The sequence below is a fragment of the Stutzerimonas stutzeri genome (assembly GCF_024448955.1).
Taxonomy (GTDB): Bacteria; Pseudomonadota; Gammaproteobacteria; order Pseudomonadales; family Pseudomonadaceae; genus Stutzerimonas; species Stutzerimonas stutzeri_AQ.
In genome coordinates, this window is the sequence record NZ_JAMOIH010000006.1 from 212871 (window position 1) to 232436 (window position 19566).

The following is a 19566-nucleotide window of genomic DNA, read 5'->3' on the forward strand; positions in this document are numbered from 1 at the left end:
CAAAGTGATACCGCACGGAGACAGCCATCACTACGAAGGGGCAAAAACCACAGGGACAAACAACCATTTCGAGGGCATGCGCGTTGGCCGGGTAACCAGGCCCGCAAGCCCCAACGCCGTTCATTTAATGCATGCGTCCTCGCTAATTCCGGCGAGAATGCCGCAAGCCTCAACTTCCCGCCCATCGTTGCAATTAGCCCGCAGTGAAACGAGTTGTCGTTCGAGTGATTGCAGAGCGGTTATCTGGGATCTGACTTGAGAAATGTGATCATCGAGTAAGGCATTGACGGCCGTACAAGGCTGGCGAGGGTCATCCTGGTAGCTTTGGAGTGCGTGAATCTCTGGAAGTGACAGATTCAAGATTCGGCAGCGCCGGATGAAAGCTAGCCGCTCGCCATGCTTCTCGGTGTAGACACGATAGCCGTTCGCCTGGCGATCAGGCGGTGGCAACAAGCCCTGCTGCTCATAGAAGCGGATCGTCTGTGTATCAATCCCTATTAGCCTTGCTAACTGACCAATGCGCATCGTGTGAATCCTCATCGGCTCTGCGTTATTGACCTTATAGTAGCTATAAGGCTTTTAATGATCCCATCTTCGATTTCAAGTGGAGCCGTATCATGAGCAAGTCCGATGGTCCCTGCGGCTGCGATGCGACACCAGCCGCTGATGCCGATATGCAAAACCCTTCCGATACGACGGGGCAATGGGTCAGTGTTTACGCCGTGCCCAAGATGGATTGTCCATCAGAAGAGCGAATGATCCGCTTGGCGCTGAATGGTTTGGACGGAGTTCGGAAGCTGACTTTTGATCTGTCGGACCGTCGGTTAGATGTCATGCATGACAGTGCCGTTGAGCCCATAACCAAAAAGCTGGCGACGTTAGGGCTAGGCGCCACTCTTCAGAAAACTGTCGCGGCAGACCCTGAGATGATCAAAGCCGCCGAGAATCCGGCGAACTCTACACAGGAATCCCGCTCCCTACGTTTACTGTTAGGCATCAACGCCTTCATGTTCGTGGTAGAGATGACTGCTGGCCTGATTGCCAGGTCCGCGGGTCTGATTGCCGATTCGCTCGACATGTTCGCTGACGCGGCAGTGTACGGCCTGGCCCTTTATGCGGTTGGGCGCAGCGTCAATCTGCAGGTGCGTGCTGCACACCTTGCTGGTGTGCTCCAGCTGATTTTGGCCCTCGGCGTGCTCGTAGAGGTGATCAGACGCTTTATATTCGGCAGCGAGCCCGAGTCGCTGATAATGATGGCCGTCGCGTTCCTGGCATTGCTCGCCAACACGGGTTGTTTGCTGCTGATTTCCAAACACCGGGAAGGTGGTGCTCACATGAAAGCGAGCTGGATATTCTCCGCCAATGATGTGGTCATCAACATGGGCGTCATAGTCGCCGGAGCGCTCGTCGCTTGGACTGGGTCCAACTACCCAGACCTGATTATCGGTACCGTCGTGGGATTCATCGTTCTCAACGGCGCTCGGCGTATTCTGGCGCTCAAGGGTTGAAGGAGCTCCCGTTACAGAAAAAGGGTGTCTTCATGCCTGTAAGCCATCCGGGTCTAGCGGCGTCAGCTAAAACTGGCGACGCCGCTTTAGCCGTTGGCGGATGGTGGGTATTGCAGAACGTGGGCTGCAAAGTCCATCAGCGAGACGAAGCCGCACTGATCGGCTTTTCCTTCACGCTGTAGGTGGTAGCCCCGCATGCCTTGCCCAATTGGACCAAGCATATCGGCTTGCAACGTGTCACCGATCATTGCGATAGCGGAGGCTTCGCAGCCAAGCTGTTCGATCATCTGACGATAGATTGCGGGCTCAGGCTTTATTGTCCCAACCTCAAAGCTCCATCCGTAAACATCGAACGACGGCAGTAACAGTTTGGCCGGAATCGCATATGGGGCTGCGAGATTGGAGCACAACGCGAGATTCAGGCCGGCGTCCTTTAGCTGATTTAGCGACTCCAACGCATCATCGAAAAGGCGAACGCTGGCCAGCTCGGTGAAAAGGTCGCTTTCAAGGCTAGCTAACTCAGAGTTGCTCAACTGCGCACCGAAATAATCGGCAGCTCCAGCCAAGCCCAGATTTCGAGTCATCAGAGTCCGTGCGTCATCCGGCCTTGGTGTTTTGCCCTGAAGCCGCAGGTTCTGCATCAGTTGGCGGAAAGGATGGCGGCGCTCACCTATCTGGAGAAGCGTGCCAAACACATCGAAAACTACTGCTTGTATCATGCCGGTACCTCTACCGTTGGAGGCGAACCGCCCACCCGAAGAGCGATGCCGCCCCTCTCAGTTTTCTGAACTGGATTTCTTCAGAGGTGGCACGAAGAAGATGGGTCTTTGCGGGGGCGCTATCAGGATATCTGTCGACTTGATGCTTGTGCCTTTTCGACGCCTTGTTTTGCCGTTCTTGTCGACCGCCAGCAGATCACCGGTCGCGACAGCAATGTCGAGTGCCTGCTTTACGCGAAGCTCGTCAGCCATGGTGTAGTTGGTCAATCCGCTCATCAGGCCCAAAAAAGGTTGCCGTTCTACCTCGTAGACCTGTTTGGGCAAGAGCTCCGAAAGTTCTCCTCGGATGCGGTCATTGGTAGCATCGTCGAAATAATGCTCATCCAACAGCAAATCGTGCTGACCTGTCACGGCGATATCCCGATTGGCGTCGTAGCTGAAAAAGCTGGAAGGCGACAGCATATGGGAAAAGTTGTTGCCGTATTTCCAGTGGATCTTCTTCATCACATCGTTAGCGCGGTAGTTGTTCGCCAGATGGATAAACCAATAGGCCATCGGGTTGCTGCCGGCCGGACGAATGAAGAAGACGGTCATGTACTGGGCACCGCTTTCCTGCTTGATCCCCTCGGACAGATAGCGCTGGATCAGGTATTGCCAGCTCCGTGGCTGATGCGCCTTCAGCTGTTTAAGCATGTCCCATGGCACATGCTGATCCAAGCCGATATTTGCAATGGCTTTCCGGTTCGCTTGGCGGTCGGCTAGATACGTAACCAAAAAATCGACATTGAAGGTCAGCAGGACCTCGGCTTTGTTGAGATTCTGGAAAATCCATTTGATCTTAGGGAACGGCACATCGCCATACATCATGCCCAGCCCCGCAGCGAGGATTGCCTTTTTCCGAGCCGGCTGCATATCTCAGACCATCTATCCACTCGTCAATACGCTCGTATCGTCAAAGGTTGGGTGAAAGCCATTGGCCCTGATCCAGCCCTGTATGGCATTCACACAATAAGACGTACGAAGGCATCGCTGATCTATCGCAGGACGAAGAACCTGCGGGCAGTTCAACTGTTGCTCGGCCATACGAAGCTGGAGAGCACCGTTCGATATCTGGGGATTGAGGTCGATGATGCCCTAGAGATGGCGGAACAGACCGAGGTTTGACCATGCATAGCGACGGTCGAAGCCAGGCCGTCGCTAACCGGCCAATAGCCGCCCTAGTCTGCCCACCAGTTCGGTATGACAGATGCTAGGCCGGTCAGGGCGCCGACTACCCCAATCATGATGCTACTCCAGAAGGTTACCGGCTCGCGGCGCTGCCTACGCTCCTCGCGGATGTCTGCCCTGACAATGCGAATGCCAGCATCTGTGAGATACCTGGGCTCCCGCGGGTCGCTATCAAATTCGACTCGCCCCCAGAAAGTCCTGTCATCGCGATCAGGCAGTGGGACACCGAGGCGGTCTGCCTCTATCATCCAGTACTCGGTCAAGATCAGCAGCCGCCATTCGTACAGACTGTCCGACTTCTGAATATAGTCCTGAAGCTGTCCATCCTGTTCCGGTTGGACGGTGTGGGGCGGGTGCATCTTCTCCAGTTCGGACCTGGCTTTTTCGCACTTGGCCAACTCAGATCGCATCACTCGGTAATGCTTTGTCCACATCGCTCGCCCCTCCCTTGGAAGAGCGCGACGCTACCTGACTGCAAATCTGAATACCACCTTGCCCGGCCGAATCCTTGCCCGATGCGCGGCCGGCGGGCGTGCCGTGGAGTATAGGGCTAGCCCAAAATAATAGGGGATGGAAGAATCGATTGAGCATTCGGCTGAACGTATCGTCGGGATAATAGGCATTTAGTAAAATTCAATGCCAATGCTTCGGAATCAGTGGTAACTCCCGGCTGTAACATGCTACCGCGCCCTTCGACAAGAATGGCTGCAAACGACAATAAGCTAATTAAATTAAAAAGCCGCAAGAAATTACTCGGTGTTGCGTAGCCTTTAAAGAATCCATGCGCAATCCCATGCCGATTTAAAACAAAGTGCGATGGTAACGACTCTGTATGACCGTAAAAACACCCACGGAAGTACATTTCCATGCTCTCCAGCATCTGCACTCGCTCATGATATCGACTTAAATAGTTTATCGTTAATTCCTTGTCTGGATACCAATCATAACCTGCGACCAGTCGTTTCAACTCACCTTGCTTTATTCGATGAAAAACCTTTAGAAGCGTCTCTATATTCACGGCATCCTTAACTGGAAGAGAGACGTGCTTTCCAAGCTCTCTTAGGAACCCTTCTATGCAAGGCAGAATTCCAACAATTGCCACGCCGTACAGACCCAGACAGTATGCCTTTACAGCCTCAATCAGCTGTTCTTGATACTGAGCAAAAGTGATGCGCTGAGACCATGCCCCACAAATCAGGTCGGCCATTCGTGGGGGCGTGTACATTTCCAACAGCATATTATTCGCGTGAGCGTACCTTTCCTCTTCACTGTTGCTTTTCGAGATTTTTCCGCCGTATTCAGATAGAAATCCAAAGCTATGATATGGGGGGAGTACTATCTCAGTAGTCGCAAACGTATCTCTGTACCAAGCTAGCCCAGAGCCCACTTTGATTTCCGAAAGATCTCTTGGAAAAAATGCACACTCACCAGATGAAACAATTTTATATCCGCGAATATCCCGAAAACAGCTCAGCTTCGCTTCCTGCAAACTATCAAACTCATGCTTCCCTCGATGTAAGCAAGCTTCTACTGCTTTTATTCCTCGCCCCAGCGCCATCGATTTTCTGCACTGCTTGTAAGCCTTAGCGAAGTCCATAGCTGCCCTTGTTATTCGACCCACTGATTCGATCGAACCTACCTGACAACACCTAGCCACGCAAACCATCTGCCGGCGCAGCCCGGCGGTAATGACTGACACGCAATTATTAGACGAATTTGAACGTCAGCTTCTGGCCGGTTAGCGACCATTGCTCTGGCTAGCCATCCTTGTCCTCCCACACGTGGAGGACTTGCCATGAACATCATCGCTACCTGGAGCCGTCAGCCCTGGAACAAAGGGAAATTGGTCGGGCAGAAAATCCCGCTCCGACTGAGAGATATCTGGGCGATCCGAGTAAGGGGTCATGCCGAGATATAAGTAAAATTCACTCACTTCGCACGTAACGTGTTGATGCCAAGAGAATTTACCAAATCGACCGCACAGCCTCTGATCGTGGACTATCTTTTCTGACTCCTCAGAAAAGGAGTTCCTATGGCTTCATTAGAGCGTACGGCGTATCCCACTCTGCCAAAGGCGTATTCAAAAGCAGAGTACCTGCGCTTAGGCTTTTGCACGGTTCGGTATTCATCAAAATGAAGCGGCCGAGCATCGAACAATGGAGGCATAGGCTAGGCCAGCAGGCGGTATCTGCGCGAGCTACTTTTCCAGCAGCTCGCTTCAACATACATACGACCTGACATACCAGAGAACCTGACAGAAATGTAATGGTTACTTCAGCCTTTGGTCAGGACGCTTTGCATATATTGGCTGTCAGACGCTGCAAGCATTGAAAAACCGCAAATGTCCCTGCAATAGGCCAAGTTCGTCGCTAACCAATCCATAAGGTGCCCCGTATGTCCTCTCAGCAGTGCCATCACCAGCCCGACCAAACGAAAGGTACTGCAGCACTCACAGACCCCGTCTGCGGGATGAAGGTGGAAGAGGATAGCGAGCATCAAGAGCATTATCAGGGAAGCACTTACCGCTTCTGCAGCCAGGGTTGCCAGACCAAGTTTCGTTCCGACCCTGCTCGATATCTCGCTGCACCGCAGGCTCATGGAACCTCCTCTCGGGCATCTACCCCACCCGCACAGAAACCACCCGCCGGTGATGCAACGACAGAGTACACCTGCCCGATGCACCCTGAGATCCGCCAAATGGGTCCAGGTGATTGCCCTATCTGTGGGATGTCATTGGAACCTCTGATCCCTGAACTCGACGAGGAGGAGAATCCCGAACTCAAGGACTTCTCGAAGCGATTCTGGTGGTCTCTGCCCCTGACCGTAGCAGTAACCCTGTTGGCAATGGCGGGACATGCGATACCGCTGTTTCACGGGGCTAGCCAGAACTGGGTTGAACTGGCCCTCACGACCCCGGTTGTCTTGTGGGCAGGCTGGCCATTTTTCGCGCGCGGTCTCGCCTCGGTCAAACATCGCAGCCCAAACATGTGGACCTTGATCGGGCTTGGCACGGGGGCTGCCTATATTTACAGCGTCGTAGCAACCCTCTTACCGAGCATGTTTCCAGAGTCATTCACAGTAGGCGGCCGGATAGGCGTTTATTACGAAGCCGCCGCGGTGATCATTTCATTGACTCTGCTGGGCCAGTTGCTGGAATTGAAGGCCCGCTCGCAGACGTCCTCGGCAATTAAGTCCCTGCTTGGCTTATCACCTAAAACCGCTCGCCGTATCGCCAAAGATGGTTCAGAGGAGGACATCCCGCTCACACATGTTCATGAGGGCGACCATCTGCGCGTTCGTCCTGGTGAAAAGGTACCCGTTGATGGAGAGGTATTGGAGGGCGAGAGCGCCGTCGATGAATCCATGCTAACGGGCGAGCCGGTTCCGGTGACGAAGCGGACAGGCGATTCGCTTATCGGCGCGACGATGAACACGAGCGGCTCGCTTGTCATGCGAGCCACCAGGGTTGGCTCCGGGACTATGCTTTCACAAATCGTCCAGATGGTTGCGAATGCACAACGCTCCAAAGCACCCATGCAGCGAATGGCAGACACGGTTGCAGGTTATTTCGTGCTGACGGTCATCGGTATCGCCTTGCTGACATTCTTTGCATGGGGCCTGTTCGGGCCTGACCAGGGCTGGGTATTCGGCCTGATCAATGCAGTTGCGGTTTTGATCATTGCTTGCCCTTGCGCACTTGGCCTGGCAACGCCTATGTCGATCATGGTTGCCACAGGCAAAGCGGCTGGAAGTGGAGTGCTTTTCAGAGACGCAGGCGCCATCGAAAATGTCCGTAAGGTAGACACGCTGATTGTCGATAAAACAGGAACCTTGACCGAGGGCCGACCTGTCTTCGATCGGGCCATAGGCGTCACGCCGTTTGACTCGCAGGAAGTCATCCGTTTGTCTGCCAGCTTGGATCAAGGTAGTGAGCATCCCCTAGCCCACGCGATCGTAGACCATGCCAGAAGCGAAGGTCTCCAGCTGGCGAAGCCAGAGACCTTCGAGTCAGGGTCAGGGATCGGAGTCCGTGGTCTGGTGGAAGGCAAGCAGCTACAGCTAGGCAACACCGCGCTTATGGAAGATGCGGGTGTGAGCGTCGAGCCGTTGAAATATCAGGCAGAAAAAATGCGCGAGAGCGGTACCAGCATTGTGTACCTGGCTGTTGATGGGGCACTTGCCGGCTTGCTGGCCGTATCGGACCCAATCAAACCGACTTCCAAGGAAGCTGTAGCGCGGCTCCAAGCGGAGGGCGTGCAAGTCATCATGGCCACCGGCGACGGGCTTACCACTGCCCGCGCGGTGGCTCGTGAGCTATCGCTCGATGAGGTGCATGGCGAAGTGAAGCCGCAGGACAAGGAGGCGCTGGTGGTTAAGCTACAAGCCCTAGGTAAAGTAGTCGCCATGGCAGGCGACGGAATAAATGATGCGCCGGCGCTCGCCAGGGCTGATGTCGGCATAGCGATGGGCACGGGCACTGACGTCGCCATGAACAGCGCCCAAGTTACGCTCGTTAAAGGTGACCTGATGGGGATACTGCGCGCGCGCACGCTTTCGGTGGCGACGGTTCGCAATATGCGTCAGAACCTTCTGTTTGCCTTTATGTACAACGGGTTGAGCATCCCGATTGCCGCAGGTCTGCTCTATCCGTTCTTCGGACTGTTGCTGTCTCCGATGATTGCTGCCCTGGCCATGAGCCTCAGCTCAGCATCGGTTGTGTTCAACGCACTCCGGCTCCGTCAAACGCGTGTAGTTTGAAGCCTGTCGGCTTAGGCTTAGGCTTCGGTTGCGAAGCGACCGATTGCCTCATTGATTGCTCATGAATTGCCCCGTAAGCTGGAAATATGACGTCCTACATGCGCTCCTTCCTTATCCTGCTGCTAGTGCTTGCGCTTCAGATCAATGGGATAGCGGAAATGCTCATGACGGTTGGATCGTCCGGGCATCACATGATGTCCGATATGGAAGGTGTGGGCGCCATGACGACCGACCACGCTTCGATGGTTGGCGCCGATGACGGTGCTGAACACGAGTGCTGTGAAGCGAATGAGCATGGAACGGCGACCGTCTGCAAGACGGGCCAAGAATGCAAAACTGCAAGTATCCTTCAGCTTGTCTCAATAAAAGCCCAGCTGATGCCTGCTGCTAAACCCGTGACCACTCCCTATAACGGCCTGATCCCCTCTAGCCTTTTAGACGCCGTCTGGCGTCCACCCCGCGTCTAATTCCGATCAAATTATAGGAACCGCCCGAGTGAGCATTCGGGCCGGCTACTGCGCGCCTTTGGCTCGCATGAAAGATCAGGAATCCTTCGCAAATGAAACCCCGTATTTATTGGGCGCCGCCGTACGTGGCCGCCTTGATCATGGGCGCGCTCTCGTTTCCAGGGTTAGCGTCCGCTTTGACCTTAGAACAAGCTCTGAGCGTGGCCGAGCAAGACGCGCCTTCGCTGCATGCGCAAGCCGCCAACCTGGTGGCCGCACGCAGCGCTGCAATCCCTGCCGGCGAGCTTCCTGACCCTAAACTTAAGCTTGGACTGCAAAGCGTGCCCATCGAAGGTGACGCTCGCTGGCAGTTGGAGCAAGAGGCCATGACCATGCAAATGGTTGGGGTCATGCAAGATGTGCCAAACCGAGCGAAAAGGCGCGCTCGTGTCGAGGCCGCGCAGGCTAGTGTTGCGCTCGCAAACGCCCAGCAAACGGTTGAACGTCTCGGTGTGCGCCAAGCAACCGCCGAGGCATGGATCGCTAGCTTCGCGGTCGAGCAGAAGCTAAGCCTTTTCAAGCAGCTTTACAGCGAGAATCAGCTCCTTTCGCGGGCTGTTCAGGCCCGCATTGCTGGCGGCAGCGGACAAACCGCAGACAGCGTACTTCCGAGGCAAGAGGCAGCATTGCTGGCTGAACAAGAGGATGAGCTGCTGCGTAACCAGGCTGTTGCGCGGGCCGGCCTCCGGCGCTGGATAGGCGAGCTAGCAGGCCAGCCGCTTACAGGTGACTGGCCGCAATGGCTTGCCGCCGTTGATAACTATCAGCACAACCTGAACCGGCACCCGGCGTTACTCGCCTTCGACCCGATGACTCGTGAAGCGGAGGCAAAGGTTCACCAGGCCATCGCAGAGAAAACACCGGATTGGAGTTGGGGGATCGACTACCTGCGACGTGGCCGTGAGTACGGCGACATGGTGAACCTCAGCGTCAGCTTCGACCTGCCGCTGTTTACCAGCTCTCGGCAGGATCCGAAGATCGCGGCCGAACGAGCTCGCCTTGCCCAGATCGAGGCTCAGCGCCAAGCGACCTTGCGCCTGTACAACCAAGAGCTGAGTACTGACCTCGCTGAGTATCAGCGTCTGGACCGCGCACTCATCCGCCTCGACAAAACCTTACTACCCCTCGCTGAAGAGAAGGTCCGCCTTGCCATGGCCGATTACCGCTCCGGAAGCGGTGAGCTGACCGCTGTGATCGAAGCGCGACGACAGCTTGTGGAGACCCGGCTACGGCGTATTGACGTCGCCCGCGATCGATCGTTGAGCAATGCCCGCCTGCATTTCGCCTTTGGAGATACCCGACCATGACATTCCAACACAAGCGGCTGGTACTCGCCTTCAGTCTGCCTCTGATGATTAGCGCTGCAGCGCTAATCGGTCTGCCTACCGCAGCCTTCGGACAATCGCCTGCAGAAGAAGACAAGGAAGTGCTCTATTGGTATGACCCTATGGTCCCCCAGCAAAAGTTCGATAAGCCGGGCAAGTCGCCATTCATGGATATGGAATTGATTCCACGCTATGCAGATGAGGGAAGCGACGGGGCATCGATCAGTATCGACCCGAGCGTGACGCAGAATCTCGGCGTGCGCTTTGCAACCGTAACGCGTGAATCGATCAGCCAGTCGCTCGAAGCGACAGGCGCATTGATGTTCGACGAGCGAGACGTGGCGGTTGTGCAGGCGCGTGCCGGTGGCTTTGTCGAGCGCGTTTACGACCGAGCACCGGAGGATGTCATCGAAAAAGGCGCGCCGTTAGCCGATCTGCTGGTTCCCGAATGGGTTGCCGCACAGGAAGAGTACCTGGCGCTCAAAGGGATTGGCGAACCCCAGCTGCTCGCAGCGGCTCGCCAGCGGTTGCGCCTTGCTGGCATGCCGCCAGAAGTCATAGTGCAGCTAGAACGAACTGGTAAAGCGCGCCCTGTTTGGACAGTGAGGAGTCCAATAGGCGGCGTGCTGAACAGCCTCGACGTTCGCGAGGGCATGACCGTATCCACTGGTGCGTCTCTGGCACGTGTTAATGGGCTGGAAAAGGTATGGTTAGAGGTTGCGGTGCCTGAGGCGCAGGTTGCAAATGTGGCGCCTGGGCAGCTGGTCAACGCGCGCCTCCCGGCCTTTGCAGGTGAAGTTCTGGAAGGGACGATCCAGGCCGTACTACCACAAGCCAACTTGGATAGCCGTACTGTGCGCGTCCGGGTTGAACTGCCTAATCCGCAACAACGGCTTCGTCCCGGCATGACGGCCGAGGTGACGTTGAGTCGCAACGTCGAAGATGTCTTGGTCATCCCGTCCGAGGCGGTCATTCGCACCGGTCGGCGCGCATTGGTGATGCTGGCCGAGGATCAAGGCCGTTACCGCCCGATTGAGGTTCGCACAGGCCGGGAATTCGATGACCAGACAGAGGTGCTTGAAGGGCTGGAAGCCGGTCAGAAGGTCGTGGCGTCCGGTCAGTTTCTCCTGGATTCAGAGGCGAGCCTACGCGGGCTGACCGCTCAGGGTTTGGAGGAGCCTGCAACTTCTACAGAACCTGCGCTGCACGAGGCTGAAGGTACGATCGTCAGCCTGGAAGATGGCATGGTTGGCCTGTCGCATGGGCCGTTCAAGACGCTGAACATGCCTGGGATGACAATGTCCTTTCCGGTTGCAGATCAATCGCTCCTAACAAAGTTGCAGACCGGCGATCACGTCCGTGTCGGCGCGCGTGAAAGCGAAGAGGGCCTGGTCATTGAGCACATCGAGAAGCTGGGGGGCCAGCGATGATCGCAGCCATAATTCGCTGGTCAGTGGCCAACCGCTTTCTGATCCTGCTGGCTACTGTGTTCGCGGTGGCTTGGGGTGTCTGGTCGGTCAAAAACACCGCTGTTGATGCATTGCCAGACCTTTCCGACGTTCAGGTCATCATCCGCACGCCATACCCCGGGCAGGCGCCCCGGATCGTTGAGAATCAGGTCACCTACCCACTGACGACGACCATGCTGTCTGTCCCCGGCGCAAAGACGGTCCGCGGCTACTCCTTCTTCGGGGATAGCTACGTGTACGTCCTGTTTGAGGACGGCACCGACCTCTATTGGGCCCGTTCTCGGGTGCTGGAGTACCTGAGTCAGGTGCAGAGTCGGCTTCCCGCCGCCGCCAAACCCGCTTTGGGCCCTGACGCCACAGGTGTCGGCTGGATCTACCAATATGCTTTGGTAGACCGAACGGGCAAACATGACCTCTCGCAGCTGCGCTCTTTGCAAGATTGGTTCCTGCGCTATGAGCTCAAGACACTGCCCAACGTGGCGGAAGTCGCGCCCATAGGCGGGATGGTCAAGCAGTATCAGGTCGTACTGGATCCCGTGCGCATGGCAAGCAGGGGCGTGACGCAGCAGCAGATTGCAAAGGCGATCGATGAAGCCAACCGTGAAACCGGCGGGAGTGTTCTGGAACTCGCAGAAACCGAGTTCATGGTCCGTGCGACCGGGTATCTCAAGACACTCAAAGACTTTCGAGCCATTCCTTTGCGTCTCGACGGCGGCGTGCCTGTGACGCTAGGGGACGTTGCGCATATCCAGCTCGGCCCGGAAATGCGCCGGGGCATCAGCGAGCTTGACGGTGAAGGTGAGGTAGTCGGCGGCGTGGTGATCCTGCGGAGCGGCAAGAACGCTCGGGAAACCATCGCTGCCGTTCAGACCAAACTGGATGAGCTGAAAGCGAGCCTGCCCCAAGGCGTCGAAATCGTCACGACGTACGACCGTAGCAAGCTGATCGACAGTGCCGTTGAAAACCTCACGCACAAGCTCATCGAGGAGTTCATTGTCGTTGCGTTGGTTTGCGCGATTTTTCTGTGGCATCTGCGCTCGTCGTTGGTCGCCATCGTGTCGTTGCCGATCGGCATCCTGATTGCTTTTGTGATCATGCAGCGGCAAGGCATCAACGCCAACATCATGTCGTTGGGTGGCATCGCGATCGCCATCGGAGCGATGGTCGATGCAGCAATCGTCATGATCGAAAACGCCCACAAGCACATTGAGGCCTGGCACAAGCGGCATCCTGACTCCACCTTGAAGGGCCAGGAGCACTGGAAGGTCATTACTGACGCGGCTGTTGAAGTGGGGCCGGCACTGTTCTTCAGCCTGCTGATCATCACGCTGTCGTTCATACCAGTGTTCACCCTGGAGGCGCAGGAAGGCCGGCTGTTCGGTCCACTGGCGTTCACCAAAACCTATGCAATGGCAGCCGCCGCGGGCCTGTCTGTCACGCTGGTTCCGGTGCTCATGGGGTATTGGATCAGGGGCAAAATCCCTGACGAACACCGTAATCCACTCAACCGTGGCCTCATCTGGATCTACAAGCCGGCCCTGGACGCGGTACTGCGCTGGCCCAAGATGACTCTGCTGGTGGCTGTTCTGGTCTTCCTGACAGGCTTGTGGCCGGCCTCTCGCCTTGGTGGGGAGTTCTTGCCCCCGCTGGATGAAGGTGACCTCCTTTATATGCCCACTGCGCTTCCAGGCCTCTCCGCTCAGAAGGCTTCTGAGCTACTGCAGCAGACGGACCGGCTCATAAAAACGGTTCCAGAAGTTGCACACGTGTTCGGTAAGGCTGGTCGAGCCGACACCGCTACAGATCCCGCCCCGCTGGAAATGTTCGAGACGACCATTCAGTTCAAGCCGAAGGATCAATGGCGCCCTGGGATGACGCCTGACAAGCTGGTTGAGGAGTTGGATCGCACCGTACAGGTACCTGGATTAGCCAATCTGTGGATCCCGCCGATTCGAAACCGTATCGATATGCTGGCGACGGGTATCAAGAGCCCGATCGGGGTGAAAGTGTATGGCACTGACTTGGCACAGATCGACAAAGCCACCCAGGCAGTGGAAAAAATCGCCAAAACGGTGCCTGGGGTCAGTTCGGCACTTGCTGAGAGACTGACCGGCGGCAGGTATATCGATGTGGATATCGATCGTGTCGCCGCCGCACGCTACGGCCTGAATATCGCGGACGTGCAATCGATCGTGGCCGGTGCCATCGGTGGTCAAACCATTGGTGAAACCGTGGAAGGGCTCGCCAGGTATCCGATCAACCTCCGCTATGGCCGCGAGTGGCGCGACTCGATATCCGATCTGCGCAACCTACCGATCTACACGCCGCAAGGCAGCCAGATCACGTTGGGGACCGTGGCCAAAGTACAGGTGACAGACGGACCGCCCATGCTTAAAAGCGAAAACGCAAGGCTGTCGGGCTGGGTTTACGTCGATGTTCGTGGCCGCGACATGGCGGCTGTGGTGGGCGATCTGAGGGAAAAGATCAGCAAAGGGGTCCAGCTCGAATCCGGCATGAGCATCAGCTATTCCGGCCAATTCGAATTCATGGAGCGAGCTAACGCGAAGCTGAAGCTCGTCGTGCCGGCTACCTTGCTCATCATTTTTGTCTTGCTCTACCTCACGTTTGGGCGCTTTGGGGAGGCGTTGCTGATCATGGCCACGCTGCCATTCGCCCTAACCGGTGGCGTCTGGTTCCTCTATTTGCTCGGGTACAACCTATCCGTAGCGACAGGAATCGGTTTCATCGCACTGGCAGGCGTTTCTGCTGAGTTCGGCGTCATTATGCTGCTGTATTTGAAGAACGCATGGACAGATCGGGTTAACGCTGGAGCCCATGGCGAAGGCGTACTGCTCGACGCAATCCGCGAAGGCGCTGTGCAGCGGGTGCGCCCCAAGGCCATGACCGTAGCAGTGATTATCGCCGGTCTGCTGCCCATCCTCTGGGGTAGCGGAACCGGCAGCGAAATCATGAGCCGCATCGCCGCGCCCATGGTGGGCGGGATGATCACCGCCCCTTTGCTCTCCCTGTTCGTTCTGCCGGCAGCTTACCTGCTGATGCGCCGCCGGCAATTGCGAGTTACCACCCAGCAAGCAACCAACCCCACTGGAGAACATCCATGAACATTAAGCACATCACCCTTGCCTCACTCTTCCTGGTGCCAGTCGCCTATGCCGCCGACAAGGAGCCAATGGACGGCATGCCGATGGATCACAAAGGCATGAACATGCCAATGGACCAGAAGTCGGCGGGACAGACCGCTACAGCCACAGGTACGGTCAAGAAAGTAAACACCGAGAGCGGAACCGTCACCATTGCCCACGGCCCGGTCGAAGCGTTGGGCTGGCCGTCGATGACGATGGGCTTCAAAGCAAAGCCTGATCAGCTCCAAACGCTGAAAGAAGGGGACCAGGTCGAATTCGAGTTCTCCTCGAAAGGTATGGATTCCACCATTACGCGCATCGAAAAGCAGTAAAGAGCAGAAAGCGACCGCCGCAGGCGCGGCGGTCGTACCAACACGAGAATGAAGCGATTACCGCTTTGTAACCTTGGCAACAGCTTCTTGTAAGTAGCAAGCCTTTAATCTACAGGCATCAACTAACCAAGAGGTGCAAACCATGAACCGCATAACCAAAGTAATCGTTCCTTTTATTCTGACCGTTGCTTCCTCGCTTGCAATGGCCGAAGGCGGAAGCGAACGTACGCTGAATCGCTTAAATGACTCGGCAGGAGCAAAGCCCACCCTTAAGGAGCTTGTCAAAGAGGGTCAAGTGCTGAGCATCGCACCTGCAGGGGCGACCGGCACGACTCGAATGATTCAAAACTATAGAACTAGTGCCCAAGTCCAGACGTATGAGATGAAGGTCAAGACCCCCGACGGGAAGATCCATACGGTAGAGTTCCTGAGCACCCCAGTTGGCGTGAACAATGGCTAATCTGCCAAGCTTAATATCCGAGGGATAGTTAGATGAGCAGCATAATATCCAAGATTAAAAGCGTACTGCAGCGCAATCCGGTCGTAACGGGGTTAACCGCAGCTGTGGTTGGCTACATGCTACTGAACCAAAGCACTGCGGCGTTGGCAACAACGCTGCCAAGCCTGCTCTTTCTCTTGCCCTGCTTGTTGATGATGGTCGTATGCATGAAGCATATGTCTAGCGGTAAGTGCGACAAGCCCAAGGAGCCCAACGTTGGCGAAAACACCTTGTTAAGCAAAAGCGAATAACCCACTGAACTTAGAGATTTAACATGCGAAAGGCCATCACCGTTACAGCAATCGCAATCACCTTGGCGAGCGGACTGAGTTTCGCAGCGGCAGATAAAGCGGACCAAAGCCATTCAGAAACCGGCATGATGAGCGGCGACAAGCATATGGAAATGATGGGTGACATGCGTGGAATGATGAAAGAGTGTCGTGAGATGATGGGGGCCGCCAAAGCCGACCACTCGCAAAATGGCGAAAATCCAGACGCAGCATAGGATATGAGGGTGTGAGTAACAATGATCGAAGCAGGTGGGGGGTGCCCCACCTGCTTTTTTGTGCTTGATGGCCTAACCAGGACCGTACTGATGGGAAAAGTGTCACTGACGAGCAGAATGGCGATAGCTTTCATGCTCGTGGTTACGGTTGTGCTGCTGGCGGCCGCAATCAGCTTTAATTATTTTTGTCAGCTCCATTTCGAACGCAAAGATGCACAAGTGCTTAATGAAAAGGCCGCTGCAGTAGAGCGTACGCTACTCAACAGCTCAGCATTCGGGCCTGAGACCGCTTCAAGGATCGATGCCGTTATTGAGCACTCCTTTGGCTTCGCGACTGCGGTTGTAGTAGACGGTAAGACGGTTTACTCCCATCACAATCTGTCTGAGAGCTTGCTACCTCTTGTCACAGACATCCAAGAGGAACGCTGGACGGTAAGTTTCGGTGGCCACCAGTACAGCGGAATTACCAGAAAAGTAAATCGGTGGGTAGAAGGGCAGGACACTGTTATCTATTTGGCTTTGGATGTAACGCACCGAATCCACTTCTTCGATATGATTCAGCAGTGGTTTGCTTATACGCTTGTCGTTAGTGCACTTCTGAGTGGCGCGTTAGGTGTTGTTCTGATCAGGAAAGGCTTAAAACCAATAGACGAACTGTCCAAGACTTCTTCTACAGTAACCGCCCACTGCTTAGATACCAGAATTCCAACCGAGTCGGTGCCAGGCGAGCTGCATGAACTCGTAGACAACTTCAACGAAATGCTTTCGCGCTTGGACGACTCTTTTCTCAGATTGTCAGGTTTCTCAGCGGATATCGCGCATGAGCTAAGAACGCCGCTGAACAGCATGCTTACCCAAATGGAGGTCGCGCTCTTGCGCGACCGCGAGAATACCGACTACAAAGACATTTTGTATTCCGCCCTCGAAGAACTTAGGCGCATGTCAAAGATGGTCGATGACATGCTATTCCTCGCCAAGGCGGACAACGGGAAGATTACGCCCAATGCCGAAGATGCCAGCATGGCTGAGATTACCGCGAGCGTTATCGAATATTACGAGCTTGCAGCCGAGGACAAAAAGGTAGAAATCGCGCTTTCAGGCGATGGATCGGTACATGGCGATAAATCGATGCTGAGACGGGCCGTCTCAAACATAGTCTCTAACGCAGTTCGATATGCAGAGGAAGGCAGCACCATCAGCGTTGAAATAAGCGAGAGCGGTGGCTCGGTTTGCACAGCCATATCCAACCGAGGCACAACGATTCCAGCCGAGCTTCAGGCCCGAGTGTTTGATCGATTCTATAGGGTCGACACCGCAAGGCGCGAAGGAACCACCATGAATGCGGGCCTCGGCATGGCTATCACTCGTTCGATAGTCGAAGCGCACAAAGGGCGCATCGCTTGCGAATCAGCTGAGGGGCATACGACTTTCACAATGACGCTTCCAAAGCTTATGTCTAGTTAATGGCAGAGTGCCAGCAACGACCCTGACCTACGCTCATAGAAACGCCAGGCTGAACCGAAAGAGGCCGAGACTTTCGAAGCTGTATGTTTGGTTCTGGAGGTTCCCGTGCAAGCGTCCTCATCGAGAAAATGCGGTACGACAGCCGCAGCGCTCAACGAAGCGTGCTTCTGCGTAAGCCTAGATCAAGCTGCGCTCGTAAACTCATTGACCGAACAGCTTGGGAATTCAGAGCTGTCGGAGCTATTGAAGTCACGTTGCCCTCATGTGTTTGCAGCACGACCGGTCTTTGTTTCATCCTTGCGGCTGCGCCAGGTTAATGAGGTTATTCAGGCCATCGAGCAGACCGTGAGCTCGCCCGGTTGGCGTGAGCATGCTCTGGATTCTGCACCTCCTATTGCCCGACACGATCCTCGGGGCGCGCGCGGCGTCTTCTTTGGCTACGACTTCCATCTGGATGATGACAAGCTTGGGCTCATCGAAATAAACACAAATGCGGGCGGAGCGATGCTAAACGTATTGCTCGCCCGCGCGCAGCGTAGTTGTTGCAGCGGCGTAGTCGGGCTTTCGCCAGGTCAGGAAGGACCCGGCGGCTTCGAGCGTTCGATTCTGGATATGTTCGCCCAGGAATGGTCTACGAGCGGCGAGCCACGTCCGCTCACGCGCGTGGTGATCTTGGATGAAAGCCCACAAGCCCAATACCTGTATCCGGAGTTCCTTCTTTTTCAGCGGTTATTCGAGTCAGCAGGAATCGACTGCCTAATCGCAGACCCAGCCGATCTGGCCTTTCACAACGAGTCCCTCTTGGTCGACGGAAAGCCTGTGGATCTCGTCTACAACCGACTCACCGATTTCTATCTGGAAGGCGACAATTGCAGCGCGCTGCGCAGCGCTTATTTGGCTGATGTCGTGACGGTAACGCCACACCCTCAGGCCTATGCCCTTTACGCCGACAAACGCAGGTTGGTTGACCTAACCAACGCACGTTTTTTGGAAGAGATTGGCGTTGATCAGCAAATCCGAACCGTATTGGCCCAATACGTCCCGCTTACCGTTCCTGTCGGGCATGGTAATGCAGAGCACCTGTGGCAAAACCGCCGTAGCCTCTTTTTCAAGCCTGTCAGCGGGTATGGTAGTCGCGGTGCATACCGAGGAGACAAGCTCACCAAGCGCGTTTGGGAAGAAATCGTTGGCGGAAACTACGTGGCCCAGTCCCTTGTAGCTCCTGGCGAGCGTAGAATCGTCGCCGACCCTCAGGTACGATCGATGAAGTTTGATCTGCGCGCTTACGCTTATGCTGGCGAGGTGCAGTGGAACGCTGCCAGGGTCTACCAAGGCCAGACGACCAACTTCAGAACAGAGGGGGGCGGTTTTGCTCCCGTTTTTACCTTAGGCGAGGAAGAGGAGCGAGCCGGTTCTACAGAGCAACGGTCGCACGCCTCGTTCATGTTCTTGCTCGACGAAACCGGCGCCGTAGAGGAACTGCCGCACCCGCTATATCTGGCGCTGGTTCGAGCCGAAATGGCTACTTCTAAGCTTGCCGGTAAGCGTTTCCGATTGGCGGACTGGTATGTGGCAATGGAAGATGGCCATCCTTCCGAAGTCATCCGAGAATTGTACGGCTGGGTTGCTTTCGACGCAGATGGCGCCTACCACCCTGAAGTTGGCCCACCAGAAAATGGTCAGCCAAATAGTATTGGCAATGTTGACTCATCTGCCCTGCCAACACCGGAAGAACATGATCGAATCGAAGGTCTGTTGTTTCAAAGTGAGTGAGGTCCCGCGCGCCACGAAAGGCGCGGCTTGGGACAGAATAACCTCGCCGCTCAGTTTTGGAGCCAGCTACACCCAGCCGTCTTAGCCGCCACACATCTAATGTGCGAATACTAACCCTGCGGTCACACTCGACAAGAACGTGGCATATGCTGGGTGCTGAATTGTTCTCTCCGAGTGTTCTATTGCTCACGATAACTCTTTGGGCTTGCTAAGCCGAGTAGTCGGGTCTCAAGGCTTGAAGGCCATCTTAGTGGGCCCGCTCTTTCGCGCAGTGGTCCATAGCGCGACGTTGGTATTGTCTGCTTATAAGCTATTAGCGATTGATTAGTTCAGGGGAA

15 protein-coding genes and 3 pseudogenes are annotated in these 19566 nt (G+C 55.5%); 14 read left to right on the forward strand and 4 right to left on the reverse strand.

The window, feature by feature from the left end:
* Positions 1-120: 120 nt before the first annotated feature.
* Positions 121-525, reverse strand: a complete 405-nt coding sequence (cadR, locus tag NA645_RS08930; RefSeq protein ID WP_003292662.1) for a Cd(II)/Pb(II)-responsive transcriptional regulator — start codon at positions 523-525, stop codon at positions 121-123.
* Between the two features lie 92 nt (positions 526-617).
* Between cadR and NA645_RS08935 the strand changes: the two genes are divergently transcribed.
* Positions 618-1508, forward strand: coding sequence for a cation transporter (locus tag NA645_RS08935; RefSeq protein WP_003292661.1), 891 nt, complete (start codon positions 618-620; stop codon positions 1506-1508).
* Positions 1509-1594: 86 nt separating this feature from the next.
* Here NA645_RS08935 and NA645_RS08940 read toward each other — a convergent pair whose 3' ends face one another.
* Positions 1595-2227: an HAD family hydrolase gene (locus tag NA645_RS08940; RefSeq protein WP_003292660.1), complete on the reverse strand. Its 633-nt coding sequence runs from the start codon at positions 2225-2227 to the stop codon at positions 1595-1597.
* A gap of 57 nt (positions 2228-2284) precedes the next feature.
* Positions 2285-3088: pseudogene (tcmP, locus tag NA645_RS08945) on the reverse strand (three-Cys-motif partner protein TcmP); the annotation flags it as partial.
* Here tcmP and NA645_RS08950 point away from each other — a divergent pair.
* Positions 3086-3391: pseudogene (locus NA645_RS08950) on the forward strand (tyrosine-type recombinase/integrase); the annotation flags it as partial. The pseudogenes tcmP and NA645_RS08950 overlap by 3 nt on opposite strands.
* Positions 3392-4004: 613 nt before the next feature.
* Here the strand turns inward: NA645_RS08950 and NA645_RS08955 are convergent.
* Positions 4005-5051, reverse strand: a complete 1047-nt coding sequence (locus tag NA645_RS08955) for a hypothetical protein (protein ID WP_015275572.1) — start codon at positions 5049-5051, stop codon at positions 4005-4007.
* A 198-nt stretch (positions 5052-5249) separates the two neighbouring features.
* Here NA645_RS08955 and NA645_RS08960 point away from each other — a divergent pair.
* From NA645_RS08960 to NA645_RS09015, 12 genes and pseudogenes are all read left to right on the forward strand, one after another.
* Positions 5250-5354 (forward strand): annotated as a pseudogene (locus NA645_RS08960) (integrase); the annotation flags it as partial.
* Between the two features lie 494 nt (positions 5355-5848).
* Positions 5849-8212: a heavy metal translocating P-type ATPase gene (locus tag NA645_RS08965; protein ID WP_015275571.1), complete on the forward strand. Its 2364-nt coding sequence runs from the start codon at positions 5849-5851 to the stop codon at positions 8210-8212.
* A gap of 86 nt (positions 8213-8298) precedes the next feature.
* Positions 8299-8679, forward strand: coding sequence for a hypothetical protein (locus tag NA645_RS08970; RefSeq protein ID WP_003292653.1), 381 nt, complete (start codon positions 8299-8301; stop codon positions 8677-8679).
* Between the two features lie 92 nt (positions 8680-8771).
* Positions 8772-10025 (forward strand): TolC family protein, encoded by a 1254-nt coding sequence (locus NA645_RS08975; protein WP_003292652.1) that lies wholly within the window; start codon positions 8772-8774, stop codon positions 10023-10025.
* The gene (locus NA645_RS08980) at positions 10022-11473 is read left to right on the forward strand and encodes an efflux RND transporter periplasmic adaptor subunit (protein ID WP_015275570.1); all 1452 of its coding nucleotides are present in this window, start codon (positions 10022-10024) and stop codon (positions 11471-11473) included. Before NA645_RS08975 ends, NA645_RS08980 begins: the two co-directional genes overlap by 4 nt.
* Positions 11470-14634 (forward strand): efflux RND transporter permease subunit, encoded by a 3165-nt coding sequence (locus tag NA645_RS08985; RefSeq protein ID WP_003292650.1) that lies wholly within the window; start codon positions 11470-11472, stop codon positions 14632-14634. Before NA645_RS08980 ends, NA645_RS08985 begins: the two co-directional genes overlap by 4 nt.
* The gene (locus NA645_RS08990; RefSeq protein WP_003298789.1) at positions 14631-14987 is read left to right on the forward strand and encodes a copper-binding protein; all 357 of its coding nucleotides are present in this window, start codon (positions 14631-14633) and stop codon (positions 14985-14987) included. Before NA645_RS08985 ends, NA645_RS08990 begins: the two co-directional genes overlap by 4 nt.
* 142 nt (positions 14988-15129) lie before the next feature.
* Positions 15130-15447, forward strand: coding sequence for a co-regulatory protein PtrA N-terminal domain-containing protein (locus NA645_RS08995; RefSeq protein ID WP_003292648.1), 318 nt, complete (start codon positions 15130-15132; stop codon positions 15445-15447).
* A 32-nt stretch (positions 15448-15479) separates the two neighbouring features.
* On the forward strand, positions 15480-15737 hold the full coding sequence (locus NA645_RS09000; protein WP_003292647.1) for a DUF2933 domain-containing protein: 258 nt from the start codon (positions 15480-15482) through the stop codon (positions 15735-15737).
* A gap of 23 nt (positions 15738-15760) precedes the next feature.
* Positions 15761-15991, forward strand: coding sequence for a hypothetical protein (locus NA645_RS09005; protein WP_003292646.1), 231 nt, complete (start codon positions 15761-15763; stop codon positions 15989-15991).
* Between the two features lie 90 nt (positions 15992-16081).
* Positions 16082-17455 carry a heavy metal sensor histidine kinase gene (locus NA645_RS09010; protein WP_003292645.1) on the forward strand — a complete coding sequence of 458 codons (1374 nt, stop codon included), beginning with the start codon at positions 16082-16084 and terminating at the stop codon, positions 17453-17455.
* Positions 17456-17560: 105 nt separating this feature from the next.
* Positions 17561-19228, forward strand: a complete 1668-nt coding sequence (locus NA645_RS09015) for a hypothetical protein (protein WP_015275569.1) — start codon at positions 17561-17563, stop codon at positions 19226-19228.
* Positions 19229-19566: the final 338 nt, after the last annotated feature.

Bases quoted from the DNA above. Each gene is read 5' to 3' on its own strand.
- cadR (WP_003292662.1), bottom strand. From the start codon at position 525: ATGCGCATTGGTCAGTTAGCAAGGCTAATAGGGATTGATACACAGACG.
- NA645_RS08935 (WP_003292661.1), top strand. From the start codon at position 618: ATGAGCAAGTCCGATGGTCCCTGCGGCTGCGATGCGACACCAGCCGCT.
- NA645_RS08940 (WP_003292660.1), bottom strand. From the start codon at position 2,227: ATGATACAAGCAGTAGTTTTCGATGTGTTTGGCACGCTTCTCCAGATA.
- NA645_RS08955 (WP_015275572.1), bottom strand. From the start codon at position 5,051: ATGGACTTCGCTAAGGCTTACAAGCAGTGCAGAAAATCGATGGCGCTG.
- NA645_RS08965 (WP_015275571.1), top strand. From the start codon at position 5,849: ATGTCCTCTCAGCAGTGCCATCACCAGCCCGACCAAACGAAAGGTACT.
- NA645_RS08970 (WP_003292653.1), top strand. From the start codon at position 8,299: ATGACGTCCTACATGCGCTCCTTCCTTATCCTGCTGCTAGTGCTTGCG.
- NA645_RS08975 (WP_003292652.1), top strand. From the start codon at position 8,772: ATGAAACCCCGTATTTATTGGGCGCCGCCGTACGTGGCCGCCTTGATC.
- NA645_RS08980 (WP_015275570.1), top strand. From the start codon at position 10,022: ATGACATTCCAACACAAGCGGCTGGTACTCGCCTTCAGTCTGCCTCTG.
- NA645_RS08985 (WP_003292650.1), top strand. From the start codon at position 11,470: ATGATCGCAGCCATAATTCGCTGGTCAGTGGCCAACCGCTTTCTGATC.
- NA645_RS08990 (WP_003298789.1), top strand. From the start codon at position 14,631: ATGAACATTAAGCACATCACCCTTGCCTCACTCTTCCTGGTGCCAGTC.
- NA645_RS08995 (WP_003292648.1), top strand. From the start codon at position 15,130: ATGAACCGCATAACCAAAGTAATCGTTCCTTTTATTCTGACCGTTGCT.
- NA645_RS09000 (WP_003292647.1), top strand. From the start codon at position 15,480: ATGAGCAGCATAATATCCAAGATTAAAAGCGTACTGCAGCGCAATCCG.
- NA645_RS09005 (WP_003292646.1), top strand. From the start codon at position 15,761: ATGCGAAAGGCCATCACCGTTACAGCAATCGCAATCACCTTGGCGAGC.
- NA645_RS09010 (WP_003292645.1), top strand. From the start codon at position 16,082: ATGGGAAAAGTGTCACTGACGAGCAGAATGGCGATAGCTTTCATGCTC.